Origin of the sequence: Streptomyces sp. NRRL F-5123, assembly GCF_000721495.1 — a bacterium.
In the GTDB taxonomy this organism is placed as follows: Bacteria; Actinomycetota; Actinomycetes; order Streptomycetales; family Streptomycetaceae; genus Actinacidiphila.
In genome coordinates this window covers 1-18304 of sequence record NZ_JOHY01000071.1, presented here as the reverse complement: position 1 = coordinate 18304, position 18304 = coordinate 1, and the positions used below count along the sequence as shown (strand labels likewise).

The following is an 18304-nucleotide window of genomic DNA, read 5'->3' as shown; positions in this document are numbered from 1 at the left end:
GAAAGCGAGGTAAAGCAATGTCGCGCATCGGCAAGCTGCCCATCTCGGTTCCCGCCGGAGTGGACGTCACCATCGACGGCCGCACGGTGCTGGTGAAGGGCCCCAAGGGCTCGCTCACCCACACCGTTGCCGCGCCGATCGACATCGCCAAGGGCGAGGACGGCACTCTGCTGGTCACCCGCCCCAACGACGAGCGTGTCTCGAAGGCCCTGCACGGCCTGTCCCGCACGCTGGTGGCGAACATGATCACCGGCGTGACCGCGGGCTACAGCAAGCAGCTCGAAATCAGCGGTGTCGGCTACCGCGTCCAGGCGAAGGGCTCCAACCTGGAGTTCGCCCTGGGCTACAGCCACCCGATTCTCGTCGAGGCCCCCGAGGGCATCTCCTTCAAGGTCGAGTCCCCGGTGAAGTTCTCCGTCGAGGGCATCGACAAGCAGAAGGTGGGCGAGGTCGCGGCGAACATCCGCAAGCTGCGCAAGCCCGACCCGTACAAGGCCAAGGGCGTCAAGTACGCCGGCGAGGTCATCCGCCGCAAGGTCGGAAAGGCTGGTAAGTAGCCATGGCATACGGTGTGAAGATCGCCAAGGGCAAGGCGTACAAGGGCGCTGCGATCAAGCGTCGCCACATCCGGGTCCGCAAGCGCATTTCGGGTACGCCCGAGCGCCCGCGCCTGGTCGTGACGCGTTCCAACCGCGGCATCGTCGCCCAGGTCATCGACGACCTCGCGGGCCACACGCTCGCGTCGGCGTCGACCCTCGACGCGTCCATCCGCGGCGGCGAAGGCGACAAGAGCGCCAAGGCGAAGCAGGTCGGCCAGCTCGTGGCCGAGCGTGCGAAGGCCCAGGGCGTCGAGGCCGTCGTGTTCGACCGTGGCGGCAACCAGTACGCGGGGCGCATCGCCGCCCTCGCGGACGCCGCCCGTGAAGCCGGCCTGAAGTTCTAGCCGTCCGTCACCAGCGGAGAAACGCTAAAAGGATCGAGAGGTAATTCCAATGGCTGGACCCCAGCGCCGCGGAAGCGGTGCCGGTGGCGGCGAGCGGCGGGACCGTAAGGACAGGCGGGACGGCGGCCAGCAGGCCGAGAAGACCGCTTACGTCGAGCGGGTCGTCGCGATCAACCGCGTCGCCAAGGTTGTGAAGGGTGGTCGTCGCTTCAGCTTCACCGCGCTGGTCGTGGTGGGCGACGGTGACGGCACCGTGGGTGTCGGCTACGGCAAGGCCAAGGAGGTGCCGGCCGCCATCGCCAAGGGTGTGGAGGAGGCCAAGAAGCACTTCTTCAAGGTCCCCCGTATCCAGGGCACCATCCCGCACCCCATCCAGGGCGAGAAGGCCGCGGGCGTCGTCCTGCTCAAGCCGGCTTCCCCCGGTACCGGTGTGATCGCCGGTGGCCCGGTGCGCGCCGTGCTGGAGTGCGCGGGCATCCACGACGTGCTGTCCAAGAGCCTCGGCTCGGACAACGCGATCAACATCGTGCACGCCACGGTGGCCGCGCTCCAGGGGCTGCAGCGCCCCGAGGAGATCGCCGCCCGCCGCGGTCTGCCGATCGAGGACGTCGCGCCCGCCGCCCTGCTGCGGGCTCGTGCCGGGGTGGGTGTCTGATGGCGCGCCTCAAGGTCACGCAGACCAAGTCCTACATCGGCAGCAAGCAGAACCACCGTGACACCCTGCGTTCGCTCGGGCTCAAGCGCCTGCACGACGTCGTGGTCAAGGAGGACCGCCCGGAGATCCGCGGCATGGTCCACACCGTCCGCCACCTCGTCACGGTCGAGGAGGTCGACTGATCATGGGTGACAACCCGATCAAGATCCACAACCTCCGTCCGGCCCCGGGCGCCAAGACCGCCAAGACCCGTGTGGGTCGCGGCGAGGCGTCCAAGGGCAAGACGGCCGGTCGTGGCACCAAGGGCACCAAGGCCCGCTACCAGGTTCCGGAGCGCTTCGAGGGCGGGCAGATGCCCCTCCACATGCGCCTCCCGAAGCTCAAGGGCTTCAAGAACCCGTTCCGTACCGAGTACCAGGTCGTCAACCTGGACAAGCTCGCTGCCCTCTACCCGGAGGGTGGCGAGGTGACGGTGGCCGGCCTGGTCGCCAAGGGTGCGGTGCGCAAGAACCAGCTCGTCAAGGTGCTCGGCACCGGCGAGGTCTCCGTGGCGCTGCAGGTGACCGTTGACGCGGTCTCCGGCTCCGCCAAGGAGAAGATCGCCGCTGCCGGCGGCACGGTCACCGAGCTCGTCTGAGCCCGATGCCCACCACGACCGGGGACGCTCTGAACAGACCAGAGCGTCCCCGGTCGTGCGTTCCTGTGATTTCCTTCCCCGGTTGGTCATTCCTTGCGGGGCTACGTCGCCGGTAGGCTGACCGACGCTGCTGTCATCTTTGTGCTACCGCCAGACCCCGTCAGTGTCGTCAGATACCTCAAAACCGTCCGCCCGCGCTGTCGCGGGGGGTGCAGGAGGCACCGTGCTCACCGCGTTCGCACGGGCGTTCAGGACGCCCGACCTGCGCAAGAAGCTGCTGTTCACGTTGGGCATCGTGGTGGTCTACCGCCTCGGGGCGCACGTCCCGGTCCCAGGCGTCGACTACACGATCGTCAACAAGTGTGTGAGCGAGACGAAGGGCAACAACAGCCTCTTCGGTCTGGTGAACATGTTCAGCGGTGGCGCGCTGCTCCAGCTGACGATCTTCGCGCTCGGCATCATGCCGTACATCACCGCGAGCATCATCCTGCAGCTGCTGACCGTGGTCATCCCGCGCCTGGAGGCCCTGAAGAAGGAGGGCCAGGCCGGTACCACGAAGATCACGCAGTACACGCGGTACCTGACCGTCGCCCTCGCGGTGCTGCAGGGCACCGGCCTGGTGGCCACCGCCCGCTCCGGCAGCCTGTTCTCCGGCTGCAACGAGGCCAGCGGCATCGTGCCCAACCAGTCGATCTTCACCACCATCACCATGGTCACGACGATGACCGCGGGCACCGTGATGATCATGTGGCTGGGCGAGCTGGTGACCGACCGCGGCATCGGCAACGGCATGTCGATCCTGATGTTCGTCTCCATCGCGGCCGGCTTCCCCGGCAACCTGTGGGCGATCAAGGTGTCCGGCACCATCGCCGGCGGCTGGGTCGAGTTCTTCGCCGTCATCGCGGTCGGCCTGGCGATCGTCGGCCTCGTGGTCTTCGTCGAACAGGCCCAACGCCGGATCCCGGTGCAGTACGCCAAGCGCATGATCGGCCGGCGGTCCTACGGCGGCACGTCCACGTACATCCCGCTCAAGGTCAACCAGGCCGGTGTCATCCCGGTCATCTTCGCCTCGTCGCTGCTGTACATCCCGGCGCTGATCGTGCAGTTCTCCGGTTCGACGGCCGGCTGGGCGCAGTGGATCAGCCGGAACTTCACCAAGGGCGACCACCCGATCTACATGGCGGCCTACTTCCTGCTGATCGTGTTCTTCGCCTTCTTCTACGTCGCGATCTCCTTCAACCCCGAGGAAGTCGCCGACAACATGAAGAAGTATGGTGGGTTCATTCCGGGCATCCGGGCAGGTCGCCCCACCGCCGAATACCTGAGCTACGTGCTGAACCGCATCACGTGGCCGGGCTCGCTGTACCTGGGTCTCATCGCACTCGTGCCGACGGTCGCCATCGCGATCTTCAACGGGAGCAACGGCAACTTCCCGCTCGGCGGCACCAGCATCCTCATCATCGTGGGTGTGGGTCTGGAAACCGTGAAGCAGATCGAGAGCCAGCTCCAGCAGCGTAACTACGAAGGGTTCCTCCGCTGATGCGTATCGTCCTGGTCGGGCCGCCCGGCGCGGGCAAGGGGACACAGGCTGAGGTCCTCACCAAGAGTTTGTCGATCCCGCACATCTCCACGGGCGACCTCTTCCGCGCCAACATCAGCCAGGGCACCGACCTCGGCAAGCAGGCGAAGGCCTACATGGACGCGGGCGACCTGGTCCCCGACGAGGTCACCATCGGCATGGCCGAGGACCGCCTGAACGCACCCGACGCCGCCGAGGGCTTCCTGCTCGACGGCTTCCCGCGCAACGAGCACCAGGCCCAGGCGCTCGACGCCTACCTCGGTGCCCACGGCCTCACGCTGGACGGCGTGCTGGACCTGGAGGTCCCCGAGGACGAGGTGGTCAAGCGCATCGCCGGCCGCCGGGTGTGCCGCAACAACAGCGCCCACGTCTTCCACGTCGAGTACAAGAAGCCCGCGGCCGAGGGCGTGTGCGACGCGTGCGGCGGCGAGCTGTACCAGCGCAGCGACGACGCCGAGGACAAGGTGCGCAACCGCCTCGACGTCTACCACCGCGAGACCGAGCCGATCATCGACTACTACAAGCGGCAGAACCTGGTGGTCACGATCTCCGCGCTCGGTTCCGTCGAGGAGGTCACCGCCCGTGCGATGACCGCCCTCCAGGACCGACGGGCGGACGGCGCCGCCTAGGCGCGACCGGCAGCAGCGAGACGTACGGCCGTGGTGCCCGACCGGGCACCACGGCCGTATCGTTGAACGAGCCCTTTTTCCGTACCCCCGCACCTCCCGCAACCCCCCCACGACCCGAGGAAGGCGTCAGCCGCATGGTGGAGATCAAGACCCCCGAGCAGATCGCCACGATGCGGCGGGCCGGACTGGTCGTGGCCGCGATCCACGAGGCGACCCGCGCCGCGGCCGTGCCCGGCGCGACCACCAAGGACCTCGACGAGGTCGCCGCCAAGGTCATCGCCGACCACGGCGCCAAGCCGAACTTCCTCGGCTACGGCGGCTTCCCCGGCAACATCTGCACCTCGGTCAACGACGTCGTCGTCCACGGCATCCCGGACCGCGAGACCGTGCTCAAGGACGGCGACATCATCGCCATCGACGCCGGCGCGATCGTCGACGGCTGGCACGGCGACGCCGCCTTCACCACCTTCGTCGGCACCGGTCACGCCCCCGAGCTGATCGAGCTGAGCCGGGTGACGGAGGAGTCGATGTGGGCCGGCATCGCGGCCTTCCGCAAGGGCAACAGGCTAGAGGACATCTCCAAGGCCGTCGAGGGCTACATCCGCCGCCAGCCGCGCCCGGCGTCCGGCAAGTACGGCATCGTCGAGGAGTACGGCGGCCACGGCATCGGCACCGCGATGCACATGGAGCCGCACGTGCTGAACTACGTGACGAAGAAGCGCGGCCGCGGCATCAAGCTCGTCCCCGGGCTGTGCCTGGCGATCGAGCCCATGGTGACGCTGGGCACACCGCGCACCCATGTGCTGGAGGACGAGTGGACGGTGAAGTCCGACGACGGGTCGTGGTCCTCGCACTGGGAGCACACCGTCGCCCTCACCGAGGAGGGCCCGCTCGTGCTGACCGCGCCGGACTGCGGCCGTGCCAAGCTCGCCGAGTACGGCATCACGACCGCTCCCGATCCGGTGGCGTAATGATCACCGTGTCCGGGCATACACAGTGGATTCGTCTTTCTTCGAACCGTGTCGTAGACTGACACGTCGGCTCTCGCATGTCTTCCGTCATGCCCGCAGTCGACCAAGGTAGCCGATCCCGAAAGCAGGACATGGCCAAAAAGCAAGGCGCCATCGAAATCGAGGGCACCGTGATCGAGTCTCTGCCGAACGCGATGTTCAAGGTGGAGCTGCAGAACGGTCACAAGGTCCTCGCGCACATCAGCGGCAAGATGCGGATGCACTACATCCGTATCCTCCCGGATGACCGGGTCGTCGTGGAGCTGTCTCCCTACGACCTGACGCGCGGACGGATCGTCTACCGCTACAAGTAGATCTCACGACCCGGAGAACCTGATCCCATGAAGGTCAAGCCGAGCGTCAAGAAGATCTGCGACAAGTGCAAGGTGATCCGCCGCCACGGCCGGGTCATGGTCATCTGCGACAACCTGCGCCACAAGCAGCGCCAGGGCTGACGCACGACCTCCACCTTCTGCACCCCGCAGAACTTCGCGCGACGCACATCCGTACATACGCAGTGCCCGTCCCCTGCTCCAAGGGCGACGACACCCCCGGCGGAGGCCGGGGACCCGGCCGGTACCTGACACGGCCGCCGGGAACAGGCACTGCGGAAGACCTCCGAATCACCAGGAGCCAGACACATGGCACGCCTTTCAGGCGTTGACCTCCCGCGCGAGAAGCGCGTGGAGATCGCCCTCACCTACGTCTTCGGCGTCGGGCGCTCCCGCGCCCAGGAGATCCTGAAGAACACCGGTGTGAGCCCCGACGTCCGCGTGCGCGACCTCGCCGAGGAAGACCTCGTCAAGATCGCCAAGTACGTGGACGACAACTACACGACCGAGGGTGACCTCCGTCGTTCCATCCAGGCCGACATCCGCCGCAAGGTCGAGATCGGCTGCTACCAGGGTCTGCGCCACCGCCGTGGCCTTCCGGTCCACGGCCAGCGCACTCACACCAACGCCCGCACCCGCAAGGGCCCGCGTCGCGCGATTGCCGGCAAGAAGAAGCCGGGCAAGAAGTAGTCCGCAAGCAGGACCCCATCCGCGGTCTTCGCTTCGTAGGACCGACCACCTCACCGGGAAGATGACACATGCCTCCTAAGGGCCGTCAGGGTGCAGCCAAGAAGGTGCGCCGCAAGGAAAAGAAGAACGTCGCTCACGGTCACGCGCACATCAAGAGCACGTTCAACAACACGATCGTCTCGATCACGGACCCCTCGGGCAACGTGATCTCCTGGGCCTCCGCCGGCCACGTCGGCTTCAAGGGCTCGCGCAAGTCCACCCCCTTCGCCGCGCAGATGGCCGCCGAGTCGGCAGCCCGCCGGGCGCAGGAGCACGGCATGCGCAAGGTCGACGTCTTCGTGAAGGGTCCCGGCTCCGGCCGCGAGACCGCGATCCGCTCCCTCCAGGCCACCGGCCTCGAGGTCGGGTCGATCCAGGACGTCACCCCGACCCCGCACAACGGCTGCCGCCCGCCGAAGCGCCGCCGCGTCTGACCAGCTGACACAGGAGAAACGAGACAATGGCGCGTTACACCGGGGCCGACTGCAAGCGATGCCGTCGGGAAAAGCAGAAGCTCTTCCTCAAGGGAGCTAAGTGCGAGAGCGCGAAGTGCCCGATCGAGATCCGTCCTTACCCCCCGGGTGAGCACGGACGCGGGCGCACCAAGGACAGCGAGTACCTGCTTCAGCTGCGTGAGAAGCAGAAGTGCGCGCGTATCTACGGTGTCCTCGAGAAGCAGTTCGTGAACTACTACAAGGAAGCGAACCAGAAGTCCGGCAAGACCGGTGAGAACCTTCTGCGCATCCTTGAGACCCGCCTCGACAACGTGGTCTACCGGGCCGGCTTCGCCAAGTCCCGCGACCACGCCCGTCAGCTGGTCCGTCACGGACACATCACCGTCAACGGCCGCAAGAACGACATCCCGTCGGCGCGCGTGGCCGTGAACGACATCGTCGAGGTCCGCGAGTCGTCCCGCACCCTGACCCCCTTCCAGGTGGCGCAGGGCGAGGCCGGCGACAAGACCGTGCCGGCGTGGCTCCAGGCCAACGCGGGCAAGCTGCGGATCCTCGTGCACAGCCTGCCCGAGCGCCAGGTGATCGACACCCAGGTGCAGGAGCAGCTGATCGTCGAGCTCTACTCGAAGTAATCGCTGTACGTCACAGCGTTGTACTTTCTTCGGGAAAGCTCGTGGTCACGGGCGGTGCGGCCGCCGTCACCCGACGGTTTCGCCGCGCCGCCCGTACCCTCGTAGTACAGGGGGCGTCAAATAGCGGGCGCCCACGACAGAAGGACCTCACACCATGCTGATCGCTCAGCGGCCCTCGTTGACCGAAGAGGTCGTCGACGAATTCCGCTCCCGGTTCGTGATCGAGCCGCTGGAGCCGGGCTTCGGCTACACCCTCGGCAACTCCCTGCGCCGTACGCTCCTCTCCTCGATCCCGGGTGCCGCGGTCACCTCCATCCGGGTCGACGGCGTCCTGCACGAGTTCACCACCGTGCCGGGTGTCAAGGAGGACGTCACCGACCTCATCCTCAACATCAAGCAGCTCGTCGTCTCCTCGGAGCACGACGAGCCGGTCGTGATGTACCTGCGCAAGCAGGGCCCGGGTGTCGTCACCGCCGCGGACATCGCGCCGCCGGCCGGCGTCGAGGTGCACAACCCGGACCTCGTCCTGGCGACCCTCAACGCCAAGGGCAAGCTGGAGATGGAGCTGACCGTCGAGCGCGGTCGCGGCTACGTCTCCGCGGTCCAGAACAAGCAGCAGGGCCAGGAGATCGGCCGCATCCCGGTCGACTCCATCTACAGCCCGGTGCTCAAGGTCACCTACAAGGTCGAGGCGACCCGAGTCGAGCAGCGCACCGACTTCGACAAGCTCATCGTCGACGTCGAGACCAAGCAGGCCATGCGCCCGCGCGACGCCATGGCGTCCGCAGGCAAGACCCTGGTCGAGCTGTTCGGCCTGGCCCGCGAGCTGAACGTCGACGCCGAGGGCATCGACATGGGCCCGTCCCCCACGGACGCCGCCCTGGCCGCGGACCTCGCCCTGCCGATCGAGGAGCTGGAGCTCACCGTCCGCTCCTACAACTGCCTCAAGCGCGAGGGCATCCACTCGGTCGGCGAGCTCGTCGCCCGCTCCGAGGCGGACCTGCTCGACATCCGCAACTTCGGCGCGAAGTCGATCGACGAGGTCAAGGCGAAGCTGGCCGGCATGGGCCTGGCCCTCAAGGACAGCCCGCCCGGATTCGACCCCACCGCCGCCGCCGACGCCTTCGGCGCGGACGACGACGTGGACGCGGGCTTCGTCGAGACCGAGCAGTACTAGCCCCTGCGGGGTGCGTTTTCCGCGCCCCGTTCCGGGCGGACGTCTCCCTGCCGCGCAGGGTGAGCGTTTCTGCCGCTGCCGCGGCGGGGCGTTCCCCTGCCGCGGGGGGTGAGCGTTTTCGGGGGCGCGTGGGAGGTGCCTGCGCGCCCCTTGTGTAGTTGCCCCTCGGGGCAGAATGGAAGCCTCCCAGGGCGGCAGCCCTGGGGACTCCGGGGCTCGGCCCCGGGACACACGAGCCGGCGGCCAGCCGGTTCGCACTGACATCGGTACCTGATACGGCCGGTGCAGCGAAGAAGGAGAAAGACCCATGCCTCAGCCCGCCAAGGGTGCCCGTCTGGGCGGCAGCGCCGCGCACGAGAAGCTGCTCCTCGCGAACCTCGCGAAGTCGCTCTTCGAGCACGGCCGCATCACCACCACCGAGGCCAAGGCGCGCCGGCTGCGCCCGGTCGCGGAGCGTCTGATCACCAAGGCGAAGAAGGGCGACATCCACAACCGTCGCCAGGTCCTGCAGGTCATCACGGACAAGAGCATCGTGCACACGCTCTTCACCGAGATCGGCCCGCGGTACGAGAACCGCCCGGGTGGTTACACCCGCATCACCAAGGTCGGCCCCCGTCGCGGCGACAACGCCCCGATGGCGGTCATCGAGCTGGTCGAGGCCCTGACCGTCCAGCAGTCCGCCGTGGGCGAGGCCGAGGCCGCGACCAAGCGTTCCGCGAAGGACAAGGCCAAGGACGCGGCCGGCGACGCCGCCCTCGCCGAGGTCAAGAACGACACCGTCGAGGACACCGAGGACGCCAAGCCGTCCGAGGAGTCGGACGAGGCCAAGGACGCCTGAGGCGTCCCGCAGGTCGACGGAACGGACCCGCACCCTCCCGGGGGTGCGGGTCCGTTCCCTGTTGAGGAGGACTGATCGTGAGCGACGAGCCCGCACCCGGCTCCGTACGGGTCCGGCTGGACCTGGCGTACGACGGGGCCGACTTCTCCGGGTGGGCCAAGCAACGGGAGCGGCGGACCGTGCAGGGGGAGCTGGAGGACGCGATCCGCACCGTGCTGCGGCTCGCGGAGCCCGTCGAGCTGACCGTGGCCGGGCGGACGGACGCGGGCGTGCACGCGCGGGGGCAGGTCGCGCACGTCGACCTGCCGGGTGAGGTGTGGGACGCCGAGCGGGACAAGCTGCGGCGACGGCTCGCCGGGCGGCTCCCGTGGGACGTCCGGGTCTTCGGCGTCGCGGAGGCCCCCGCGGGCTTCGACGCGCGCTTCTCCGCGATCTGGCGGCGGTACGCCTACCGGGTGGGGGACCACCCGGGCGGGGTGGACCCGCTGCTGCGCGGGCACGTCCTGTGGCACGACCGGCCCGTCGACGTCGCCGCCATGAACGAGGCAGGGCAGCTGCTGCTCGGCGAGCACGACTTCGCCGCCTACTGCAAGAAGCGGGAGGGTGCGACGACGATCCGCCGGCTGCTCCAGGTCAGCTGGGAGCGGCGGGAGGACGGGGTGGCCGTCGCCACGGTGAAGGCCGACGCCTTCTGCCACAACATGGTGCGGGCGCTCGTCGGGGCGATGATTCTCGTCGGCGACGGCCACAAGCACGTCGGCTTCCCCGCGGAGGTCCTTGCCGGACGGGTCCGCCACTCCGCCGTCAACGTCGTCCGCCCCCACGGCCTCACCCTGGAAGAGGTCGGCTACCCCCCGCCCCACCTGCTGGCGCAGCGCAACGCCGAATCCCGCAACCTCCGCACGCTTGCTCCGCGGGGTACGTGCGCGTAAGGCTCCGCGGGGTACGGGCGAGTAAGGGGCTGCCCCTTGCCCTTGCAGGGCGGCTGCCGCTGGGTCCGCGGCTTGTCGCGCAGGGTGAGCGTTTTCAGGGGCGCGGGGAACTGCGCGACCAGCCCACCACCGGCGGACGGTCGCGAACCCCACCGCAAGGGGCAGTCCGGGGCGCACGCTGCCGAGCCCCGCGGGGAGGGGCAGTCCGGGGCGCACGCCGCCGGGCCACCCCGCCGCGGGGGTTACCGACGAGCGGGATCCGCAGCAGCCGCGTCCTTGCCGCGCTGGACGATGCGCGTGAACGCGAAATCACTCGCATCGTTCGCCGCCTGCTTGCCCACCGTGTCGTTCGCGGCGAGCGTCGTGCCGTTCTTGAAGCCGGAGATCGCGAAGTAGGCGTAGCGGCCGACCGCGTTGGAGGTCATCTGGCAGCGGACGCCGCGGCAGAAGGAGGGGACGGCGCCGCCGTTGAGGGGCGCGACGTACTGGGAGACGGCCTGGACCTTCTTCGCGTGGGCGGCGTCCTCGAAGACGGCCACGCCGACGGTCACGGCGAGCGCTCCGTTCGTGTACGTGGCGCGGATGAGCTTCTGGCAGCCGTTGGCGGTGAGGGCCGGGGCGAGGGCGGCGCGGGCGTTCGCCGCGCAGGAGGTTGTGACGTCGGTCTTCGTCTTGACGTACGCGCGGCCCTCCCACACGAACTGCTTGCCGGGGAAGAGGCTGTCCGGGGTGAGCGGCGCCTTGTCCTTCGCGGCGGTGCCGATGTAGTCGAGCGGGTTCGCGGGCGGCGGCGGGGCGACGGAGGAGAAGGACGGGGCGGGCGGCAGCGGCTCCTGGCTCGCGGACGTGCTGCCGGACGCGGACGGGGACGCGACGGGCTTGTCGTCGCCGCTCTTGCCGGACATCACCACGGCCGTGGCGACACCTCCGGCGATCACGGCGACGGCGACGGCCCCGCCGGTGAGCATCAGGACCCGCTTGCGGCGGGCGCCGGAAGCTTCCTGCTGCTCGGCGAGCGCGCTCCAGTCGGGGGTCCCGCCGAGGTCGCCGCCGCCGCGGTCCGGCCGTGGGGCGGGGGCGGGGGAGGTCGCCGGAGCGGGTGCCGGGGCCTGCTGCCGGCTCGGCGCGGGCTGCTGCGGGGCGGGCGCGGGCGCCGGGGCCGGGGCGGGGGCCTGCTGCTGCGGCTGGGCCCCGTACGGCTGCGTCGGGACGTAGTGCGACGGCGGCTGTTGCTGCTGCGGCGGCACGTACGGCTGCTGCTCGGCGGGAGCGGGCGCGGGCGCCTGGGCCTGGGCCGGGACCTGCCCCTGCGCCGCGTACGGCGGCTGCTGCGGCCCCGCGTACGGCGGCGGCTCGACCGGCGTCTGCTGCGTCGCCGCGTACGCCTGCTGCGGCTGCGGCTGCGCGGGAGCGGGTCCGGGCGCCGGGGCGGGCGCGGGCTCGCCGGCGTACGCCGGGCGCTCGACGGGGGCCGGGCCCTGCGGGGGCTGCTGCTCCGCGGGGCCGCGGTGGCGCGGGACGGGGCGGATGACCTGCGTCGCCGGGTCGTTGTCGCGCGGCAGCGCGTCCTGCGCGGGTGGCTGCTCACCCGGGCCGGGGGCCCAGGGCGCGCCCGGCCGGGGCTCGGCGGGCGGCGCGGACTGCGCGCCCGCGTCGGGCTGCGGGGACCAGGCCGGGCCGGGCTCGGGAGCCTGCGGGGGCGAGGTCTGCTGCCGGAACTGCGCGCGCGGGTCCGCGGAGTTCCGGCGGGAGGGGATGACACGTCCCTCAAGGACTTCGCGCTCGCCGTCGGCGGCGTTGCGACGCGGTTCCTGCGGTGGCTGCTGCCCGGGGCCATCGGTCATGTCGCGCATCATATTGCCGCGCCGCCCCCCGGCCTACCGCCGCCGGCCCCGCCCCCGGCGCCGTATCCGCGGCCGTCCGCGGGGCCCGCTCCCCGGCGACCGGTGAGCGGCAAAAACGGGTTGGGGGGCATCCGGCCGGGCAGGGACAATCGGCTGCATGGGACATGTGGAAGCAGCGCATCTGGAGTACTACCTGCCGGACGGGCGGGCGCTGCTCGGCGACGTCTCCTTCCGCGTCGGGGAAGGCGCGGCCGTCGCGCTCGTCGGGGCGAACGGCGCGGGGAAGACCACTCTGCTGCGGCTGATCTCCGGCGAGATCGCCCCGCACGGCGGCGCCGTCACGTCCAGCGGCGGGCTCGGCGTGATGCGGCAGTTCGTCGGCAGTGTCCGCGACGACTCGACCGTCCGCGACCTGCTGGTCTCCGTCGCCCACCCGCGTATCCGCGCCGCCGCCGAGGCCGTCGACGCGGCCGAGCTGGCGATCATGGCGCAGGACGACGAGCCCGCGCAGATGGCGTACGCCCACGCGCTCGGCGACTGGGCGGAGGCGCGCGGCTACGAGGCCGAGACGCTGTGGGACATGTGCACCATGGCCGCGCTCGGCGTCCCGTACGAGCGGGCCCAGTGGCGCGAGGTGCGGACGCTGTCCGGCGGCGAGCAGAAGCGGCTGGTGCTCGAAGCGCTGCTGCGCGGCCCCGACGAGGTGCTGCTGCTGGACGAGCCGGACAACTATCTGGACGTGCCCGGCAAGCGGTGGCTGGAGGAGCAGATCGCGCAGACCCGCAAGACCGTCCTGTTCGTCAGCCACGACCGCGAGTTGCTGTCGCGCACCGCCGAGAAGATCGTCAGCGTCGAGACCGGCCCGACCGGCGCCACCGCGTGGGTGCACGGCGGCGGCTTCGACACCTTCCACGCCGCCCGCAAGGAGCGCTTCGCGCGCTTCGAGGAGCTGCGCCGCCGCTGGGACGAGGAGCACGCCAAGCTCAAGGCGCTCGTGCTGCGGCTGCGGCAGCAGGCGGCCAACAGCCCCGACATGGCCTCCCGCTACCACGCGGCCCAGACCCGGCTGAAGCGCTTCGAGGACGCGGGCGCCCCGCAGGAGCCGCCGCGCGAGCAGGAGATCAGCATGCGGCTCAAGGGCGGCCGCACCGGCGTCCGCGCCGTCACCTGCGCGCAGCTCGGCCTCACGGGCCTGATGAAACCGTTCGACCTGGAGGTCTTCTACGGCGAGCGGGTCGCGGTGCTCGGCTCCAACGGCTCCGGCAAGTCGCACTTCCTGCGGCTGCTCGCCGGGGACGGCAGTGTGGCGCACACCGGCGACTTCAAGCTGGGCGCGCGCGTCGTGCCCGGCCACTTCGCGCAGACGCACGCCCACCCCGAGCTGGCCGGCCGCACCCTCGTCGACATCCTGTGGGCCGAGCACGCGCGCGACCGCGGCCGCGCGATGTCGGTGCTGCGCCGCTACGAGCTGGAGCGGCAGGGCGACCAGCCCTTCGACAAGCTCTCCGGCGGGCAGCAGGCCCGCTTCCAGATCCTGCTCATGGAGCTCCAGGGCACCACGGCCCTGCTGCTGGACGAGCCCACCGACAACCTGGACCTGGAATCCGCGGAGGCCCTCCAGGAGGGCCTGGAGTCCTACGACGGCACGGTGCTGGCGGTGACGCACGACCGCTGGTTCGCCCGCACCTTCGACCGCTTCCTGCTCTTCGCGGCGGACGGCACCGTACGCGAGACGAGGGAGCCGGTGTGGGACGAGCCGCGGGTCGTACGGGAGCGGTGAGGGGCCCGTCACCCGAAGGGGCGCGTTTTGACCCTGCCGGGGGCGCCCGGGTATCCTCTTGGTTTGTTATGCGTATTGGCTTGCTCTATCTCACGTGAGGGGCCCTTACGCCGGTCCACCGGGCCGATGACCAGCGGCAGGGACACGGTTGCGTCGCCGTGTGCCGCCATGGCTGTCGTGATCGTCCGGGTGGCCTTGTCAGGACCCTTCTTCCGCGGCCCGCGGGCGAGCGGGAGAAACCACTACTGAGAAGAAGCGAAGGCTACGACCGTGCGTACGTACAGCCCCAAGCCCGGCGACGTTCAGCGCCAGTGGCACGTCATCGACGCGCAGGATGTTGTCCTGGGCCGTCTGGCGACCCAGGCCGCGACCCTCCTCCGGGGCAAGCACAAGCCCATTTACGCGCCCCACGTGGACACCGGCGACTTCGTCATCGTGATCAACGCCGACAAGATCCACCTCTCGGGCAACAAGCGCACCCAGAAGATGGCCTACCGCCACTCCGGTTACCCGGGCGGTCTGCGTTCGGTGCGCTACGACGAGCTGCTCGCCAAGGCTCCGGAGAAGGCCATCGAGAAGGCCGTCAAGGGCATGCTCCCCAAGAACACCCTGGGCCGTCAGATGCTCTCCAAGCTCAAGGTCTACTCGGGCGACCAGCACCCGCACGCTGCTCAGCAGCCGGTGCCGTTCGAGATCACCCAGGTCGCGCAGTAGTTCCGGCCACCAGCTACCAGAAGGAATCAGAGGAGAGTCGTGGCTGAGACCACTGCCGAGAACGTCGTCGAGGGCGAAGAGTCCTACGAGGAGATCACTACCTTCGAGTCCGAGGCGGTCGAGGGGGAGTACACCTCCGAGTCCCTCGCCTCGCGCTTCGGAGACCCGCAGCCGGCTGCCGGTACCGGCCGCCGCAAGCGTTCCATCGCCCGCGTCCGGATCGTCCCGGGCAGCGGCAAGTGGAAGATCAACGGCCGCACCCTTGAGGGCTACTTCCCGAACAAGGTGCACCAGCAGGAAGTCAACGAGCCCTTCAAGGTGCTCGAACTCGACAACCGCTACGACGTGATCGCCCGCATCAGCGGCGGTGGCGTCTCCGGCCAGGCCGGTGCGCTGCGGCTGGGCGTCGCCCGTGCGCTCAACGAGGCGGACGTCGACAACAACCGCGGCCCGCTCAAGAAGGCCGGCTTCCTGACCCGTGACGACCGCGCGGTCGAGCGGAAGAAGGCCGGTCTGAAGAAGGCCCGCAAGGCGCCGCAGTTCAGCAAGCGCTAATCGGCGGCGCTCTGCGCCGTCGGCCCTTCGGCTGGGCCATACGCGCGGTCGCCGTCGTCGGCGGCACGCCGTAGCCGTATCGCAACGCCCCGGAGGCACACCATGGCCTCCGGGGCGTTCGCATGGGGCGTCGCGCGCGTATTAATCGGGTTGTAGGACGTCCGCTTGTGCGACATCGGGTTGTACGACTGGTACAACCAAAGGCAGGGCGTCGGGCGTCAAAGAGCTGCCAGGCCCGTGTCGGGACGACGCGGGCGGCACCGGACGGCGCAGGCCCGTGCAGCACGACGCGCCGCGGGCGCGCCGCAGGCGCAGCACATCGCCGAGACGGCAGCGCAGCCGTAACACATCGGAGGACACAACAGTGGGACGACTCTTCGGCACCGACGGGGTGCGGGGCATCGCCAACGCGGATCTCACCGCCGAGATGGCGCTCGGCCTGTCGGTCGCCGCGGCGCACGTACTCGCCGAGGCCGGCAGCTTCGCCGGGCACCGGCCCGTCGCGGTGGTCGGGCGCGATCCACGCGCCTCGGGCGAATTCCTGGAGGCCGCCGTCGTCGCGGGCCTCGCGAGCGCGGGTGTGGACGTCCTGCGGGTCGGTGTGCTGCCCACCCCGGCGGTGGCGTATCTCACCGGCGCGCTGGGCGCCGACCTCGGCGTCATGCTGTCCGCGAGCCACAACGCGATGCCCGACAACGGCGTGAAGTTCCTCGCCCGCGGCGGCCACAAGCTCGACGACGACCTCGAAGAGCGCATCGAGAAGCTGTACGAGGAGCACCGCACCGGTGCGCCCTGGGTGCGCCCCACCGGTGACGGCGTCGGCCGCGTCCGCGACTACGACGAGGGCTTCGACCAGTACGTCGCCCACCTCATCGGCGTCCTGCCCAACCGCCTCGACGGCATCACCGTCGTCCTCGACGAGGCGCACGGCGCCGCGTCCCGCGTGTCGCCCGAGGCCTTCTCCCGGGCCGGTGCCGAGATCATCACGATCGGCGCCCGCCCCGACGGCCTCAACATCAACGACGGCTGTGGCTCCACCCACCTCGAACCGCTCAAGGCCGCCGTCCTCGAACACGGCGCGCACTTCGGCATCGCCCACGACGGCGACGCCGACCGCTGCCTCGCCGTCGACGGCAACGGCGAGGAGGTCGACGGCGACCAGATCCTCTCCATCCTCGCGCTCGCGCTGCGCGAGCGAGGCCAGCTGCGGCACGACACCGTCGTCGGCACGGTCATGTCCAACCTGGGCTTCAAGCTCGCGATGGAGCGCGAGGGCATCACCCTCGTGCAGACCGCGGTCGGCGACCGCTACGTCCTGGAGTCCATGAAGGAGCACGGCTACGCGCTCGGCGGCGAGCAGTCCGGGCACGTCATCGTGCTCGACCACGCCACGACCGGCGACGGCACGCTGACCGGCCTGCTGCTCGCCGCCCGCGTCGTCGAGACCGGCCGCTCGCTGGCCGACCTCGCGTCCGTCATGCAGCGCCTGCCGCAGGTGCTCGTCAACGTCCCCGACGTCGACAAGAGCCGCGTCCACACCTCCGCGGAGCTGTCCGCCGCCGTCGCCGAGGCCGAGGCCGAGCTGGGTGACACCGGTCGCGTGCTGCTCCGCCCGTCCGGGACGGAGCCGCTGGTACGCGTCATGGTGGAGGCCGCGGACATCGACCACGCGCGCGCGGTCGCGGGCCGGCTCGCGGACGCGGTGAAGTCGGCGCTGGGCTGACCGCCGGGGCTCTGACGGACGGGCCGCGCCCGGTGGGGGTTCTCGCCCCCGCCGGGCGCGGCCCGTCCTAGAGCTTGCGCAGCGACAGGCGCCGGACCTTGTGGGCCTGGTTCTTGCGCAGCACCAGGGTCGCGCGGCCGCGGGTGGGGAGGACGTTCTCCTCCAGGTTCGGGCGGTTGATCGTGCGCCAGATCATCCGGGCGTAGTCCATCGCCTCGGGCTCCGCGACGCGGGTGTACTTCGTGAAGTACGAGTCCGGGTTCTGGAACGCCGTCTCGCGCAGCTTCCGGAAGCGGCCGAGGTACCACTGCTCGATGTCCTCGGTGCGGGCGTCGACGTACACGCTGAAGTCGAAGTAGTCCGCGAGGCCCGCGCGGGTGCGGCCGTCCCTGCCGGGCAGCGCGGGCTGCAGCACGTTCAGCCCCTCGACGATCAGGATGTCCGGGCGGCGCACCACCAGCCGCTCGCCGGGCACGATGTCGTACGACAGGTGCGAGTACACCGGGGCGGTGACCTCGGGCTTGCCGGACTTCACGTCCGCGACGAACCGGGTCAGCGCGCGCCGGTCGTATGACTCCGGGAAGCCCTTGCGCGACATCAGCCCGCGGCGCTCCAGCTCGGCGTTCGGGTGGAGGAAGCCGTCGGTCGTGACCAGCTCGACCCGGGGGTGCTCGGGCCACCGCGCGAGCAGTGCCTGGAGGAGGCGGGCGGTGGTCGACTTCCCGACCGCGACGCTGCCGGCCACGCCTATCACGAAGGGCGTGCCCGGCTGCGGGGCGCCGCCGTCGCCGGCGGTTCCCGCGAGGAAGGTGTTGAGGGCTCCGCGCAGGCCGCTGTGGGCGGCGATGTAGAGGTTGAGCAGGCGGGAGAGCGGGAGGTAGACCTCCTCGACCTCCGCGAGGTCGATGACGTCACCAAGGCCGCGCAGCTTCTCCACTTCCGCGGCGGTGAGCGGGAGGGGGGTGCGGTCGCGCAGGGCGCTCCACTGGTCCCGGGTGAGGTCGACGAACGGACTCGGGCCTGGGGCCGACTTCGGGCCTGCGGCGTGCGTCGGGCCTGCGGCCGGCGTGGGGCCTGCGGCCGGCGTGGGGCCTTCGGGCGGCGTGGGGCCTTCGGGCGGCGGGGAGGGGGTTGCGGGGG

The 18304-nt window shown here is 70.2% G+C and carries 22 protein-coding genes; 20 read left to right on the top strand and 2 right to left on the bottom strand.

Annotation, left to right across the window (positions count from 1 at the left end; genetic code table 11):
* The first annotated feature begins 17 nt into the window (after positions 1 to 17).
* From rplF to truA, 16 genes are all read left to right on the top strand, one after another.
* Positions 18 to 557, top strand: coding sequence for a 50S ribosomal protein L6 (rplF, locus tag IH54_RS0134775; RefSeq protein WP_031524778.1), 540 nt, complete (start codon positions 18 to 20; stop codon positions 555 to 557).
* Between the two features lie 2 nt (positions 558 to 559).
* Positions 560 to 943 carry a 50S ribosomal protein L18 gene (rplR, locus tag IH54_RS0134770; RefSeq protein ID WP_031524776.1) on the top strand — a complete coding sequence of 128 codons (384 nt, stop codon included), beginning with the start codon at positions 560 to 562 and terminating at the stop codon, positions 941 to 943.
* A 49-nt stretch (positions 944 to 992) separates the two neighbouring features.
* On the top strand, positions 993 to 1598 hold the full coding sequence (gene rpsE / locus IH54_RS0134765; protein ID WP_031524774.1) for a 30S ribosomal protein S5: 606 nt from the start codon (positions 993 to 995) through the stop codon (positions 1596 to 1598).
* On the top strand, positions 1598 to 1780 hold the full coding sequence (gene rpmD, locus IH54_RS0134760) for a 50S ribosomal protein L30 (RefSeq protein WP_031524772.1): 183 nt from the start codon (positions 1598 to 1600) through the stop codon (positions 1778 to 1780). Before rpsE ends, rpmD begins: the two co-directional genes overlap by 1 nt.
* 2 nt (positions 1781 to 1782) lie before the next feature.
* Complete coding sequence (gene rplO / locus IH54_RS0134755; RefSeq protein ID WP_031524770.1) at positions 1783 to 2235, top strand: 50S ribosomal protein L15; 453 nt, start codon at positions 1783 to 1785, stop codon at positions 2233 to 2235.
* A gap of 223 nt (positions 2236 to 2458) precedes the next feature.
* On the top strand, positions 2459 to 3775 hold the full coding sequence (secY, locus tag IH54_RS0134750) for a preprotein translocase subunit SecY (RefSeq protein WP_031524768.1): 1317 nt from the start codon (positions 2459 to 2461) through the stop codon (positions 3773 to 3775).
* Positions 3775 to 4443 carry an adenylate kinase gene (locus IH54_RS0134745; protein ID WP_031524766.1) on the top strand — a complete coding sequence of 223 codons (669 nt, stop codon included), beginning with the start codon at positions 3775 to 3777 and terminating at the stop codon, positions 4441 to 4443. The genes secY and IH54_RS0134745 overlap by 1 nt, the downstream gene beginning before the upstream one ends.
* A 134-nt stretch (positions 4444 to 4577) precedes the next feature.
* The gene (gene map / locus IH54_RS0134740) at positions 4578 to 5414 is read left to right on the top strand and encodes a type I methionyl aminopeptidase (protein WP_031524764.1); all 837 of its coding nucleotides are present in this window, start codon (positions 4578 to 4580) and stop codon (positions 5412 to 5414) included.
* Between the two features lie 131 nt (positions 5415 to 5545).
* Positions 5546 to 5767 carry a translation initiation factor IF-1 gene (gene infA, locus IH54_RS44975; RefSeq protein WP_003956442.1) on the top strand — a complete coding sequence of 74 codons (222 nt, stop codon included), beginning with the start codon at positions 5546 to 5548 and terminating at the stop codon, positions 5765 to 5767.
* 27 nt (positions 5768 to 5794) lie between these two features.
* Positions 5795 to 5908: a 50S ribosomal protein L36 gene (rpmJ, locus tag IH54_RS44970; protein WP_003956441.1), complete on the top strand. Its 114-nt coding sequence runs from the start codon at positions 5795 to 5797 to the stop codon at positions 5906 to 5908.
* A gap of 186 nt (positions 5909 to 6094) precedes the next feature.
* Positions 6095 to 6475, top strand: a complete 381-nt coding sequence (rpsM, locus tag IH54_RS0134725) for a 30S ribosomal protein S13 (RefSeq protein WP_031524761.1) — start codon at positions 6095 to 6097, stop codon at positions 6473 to 6475.
* A gap of 68 nt (positions 6476 to 6543) precedes the next feature.
* Positions 6544 to 6948 (top strand): 30S ribosomal protein S11, encoded by a 405-nt coding sequence (rpsK, locus tag IH54_RS0134720; RefSeq protein ID WP_003956432.1) that lies wholly within the window; start codon positions 6544 to 6546, stop codon positions 6946 to 6948.
* Between the two features lie 26 nt (positions 6949 to 6974).
* Positions 6975 to 7601 carry a 30S ribosomal protein S4 gene (gene rpsD, locus IH54_RS0134715; RefSeq protein ID WP_031524758.1) on the top strand — a complete coding sequence of 209 codons (627 nt, stop codon included), beginning with the start codon at positions 6975 to 6977 and terminating at the stop codon, positions 7599 to 7601.
* Positions 7602 to 7755: 154 nt separating this feature from the next.
* Positions 7756 to 8778, top strand: a complete 1023-nt coding sequence (locus tag IH54_RS0134710) for a DNA-directed RNA polymerase subunit alpha (protein WP_031524756.1) — start codon at positions 7756 to 7758, stop codon at positions 8776 to 8778.
* Positions 8779 to 9085: 307 nt separating this feature from the next.
* The gene (gene rplQ, locus IH54_RS0134705; RefSeq protein ID WP_031524754.1) at positions 9086 to 9616 is read left to right on the top strand and encodes a 50S ribosomal protein L17; all 531 of its coding nucleotides are present in this window, start codon (positions 9086 to 9088) and stop codon (positions 9614 to 9616) included.
* Between the two features lie 77 nt (positions 9617 to 9693).
* A complete protein-coding gene (truA, locus tag IH54_RS0134700; protein ID WP_031524751.1) occupies positions 9694 to 10548 on the top strand; it encodes a tRNA pseudouridine(38-40) synthase TruA in 855 nt (284 codons plus the stop codon).
* Between the two features lie 242 nt (positions 10549 to 10790).
* Here truA and IH54_RS46370 read toward each other — a convergent pair whose 3' ends face one another.
* On the bottom strand, positions 10791 to 12392 hold the full coding sequence (locus IH54_RS46370; RefSeq protein WP_199923514.1) for a hypothetical protein: 1602 nt from the start codon (positions 12390 to 12392) through the stop codon (positions 10791 to 10793).
* Positions 12393 to 12549: 157 nt separating this feature from the next.
* Between IH54_RS46370 and IH54_RS0134690 the strand changes: the two genes are divergently transcribed.
* The 4 genes from IH54_RS0134690 to glmM all read left to right on the top strand — a co-directional run bounded on the left by IH54_RS0134690 (position 12550) and on the right by glmM (position 17164).
* Positions 12550 to 14172, top strand: a complete 1623-nt coding sequence (locus tag IH54_RS0134690) for an ABC-F family ATP-binding cassette domain-containing protein (RefSeq protein WP_031524747.1) — start codon at positions 12550 to 12552, stop codon at positions 14170 to 14172.
* A 270-nt stretch (positions 14173 to 14442) separates the two neighbouring features.
* Positions 14443 to 14886: a 50S ribosomal protein L13 gene (gene rplM, locus IH54_RS0134685; RefSeq protein WP_031524745.1), complete on the top strand. Its 444-nt coding sequence runs from the start codon at positions 14443 to 14445 to the stop codon at positions 14884 to 14886.
* A gap of 39 nt (positions 14887 to 14925) precedes the next feature.
* Entirely contained in the window at positions 14926 to 15441 is a 516-nt protein-coding gene (gene rpsI / locus IH54_RS0134680; protein WP_031524743.1) for a 30S ribosomal protein S9, read from the top strand.
* A 364-nt stretch (positions 15442 to 15805) separates the two neighbouring features.
* Positions 15806 to 17164, top strand: coding sequence for a phosphoglucosamine mutase (gene glmM, locus IH54_RS0134675; RefSeq protein WP_031524741.1), 1359 nt, complete (start codon positions 15806 to 15808; stop codon positions 17162 to 17164).
* 67 nt (positions 17165 to 17231) lie between these two features.
* Here the strand turns inward: glmM and coaA are convergent.
* Positions 17232 to 18304, bottom strand: a 1073-nt coding sequence (gene coaA / locus IH54_RS0134670) for a type I pantothenate kinase (RefSeq protein ID WP_234344178.1), incomplete at its 5' end; no start/stop codon positions are given.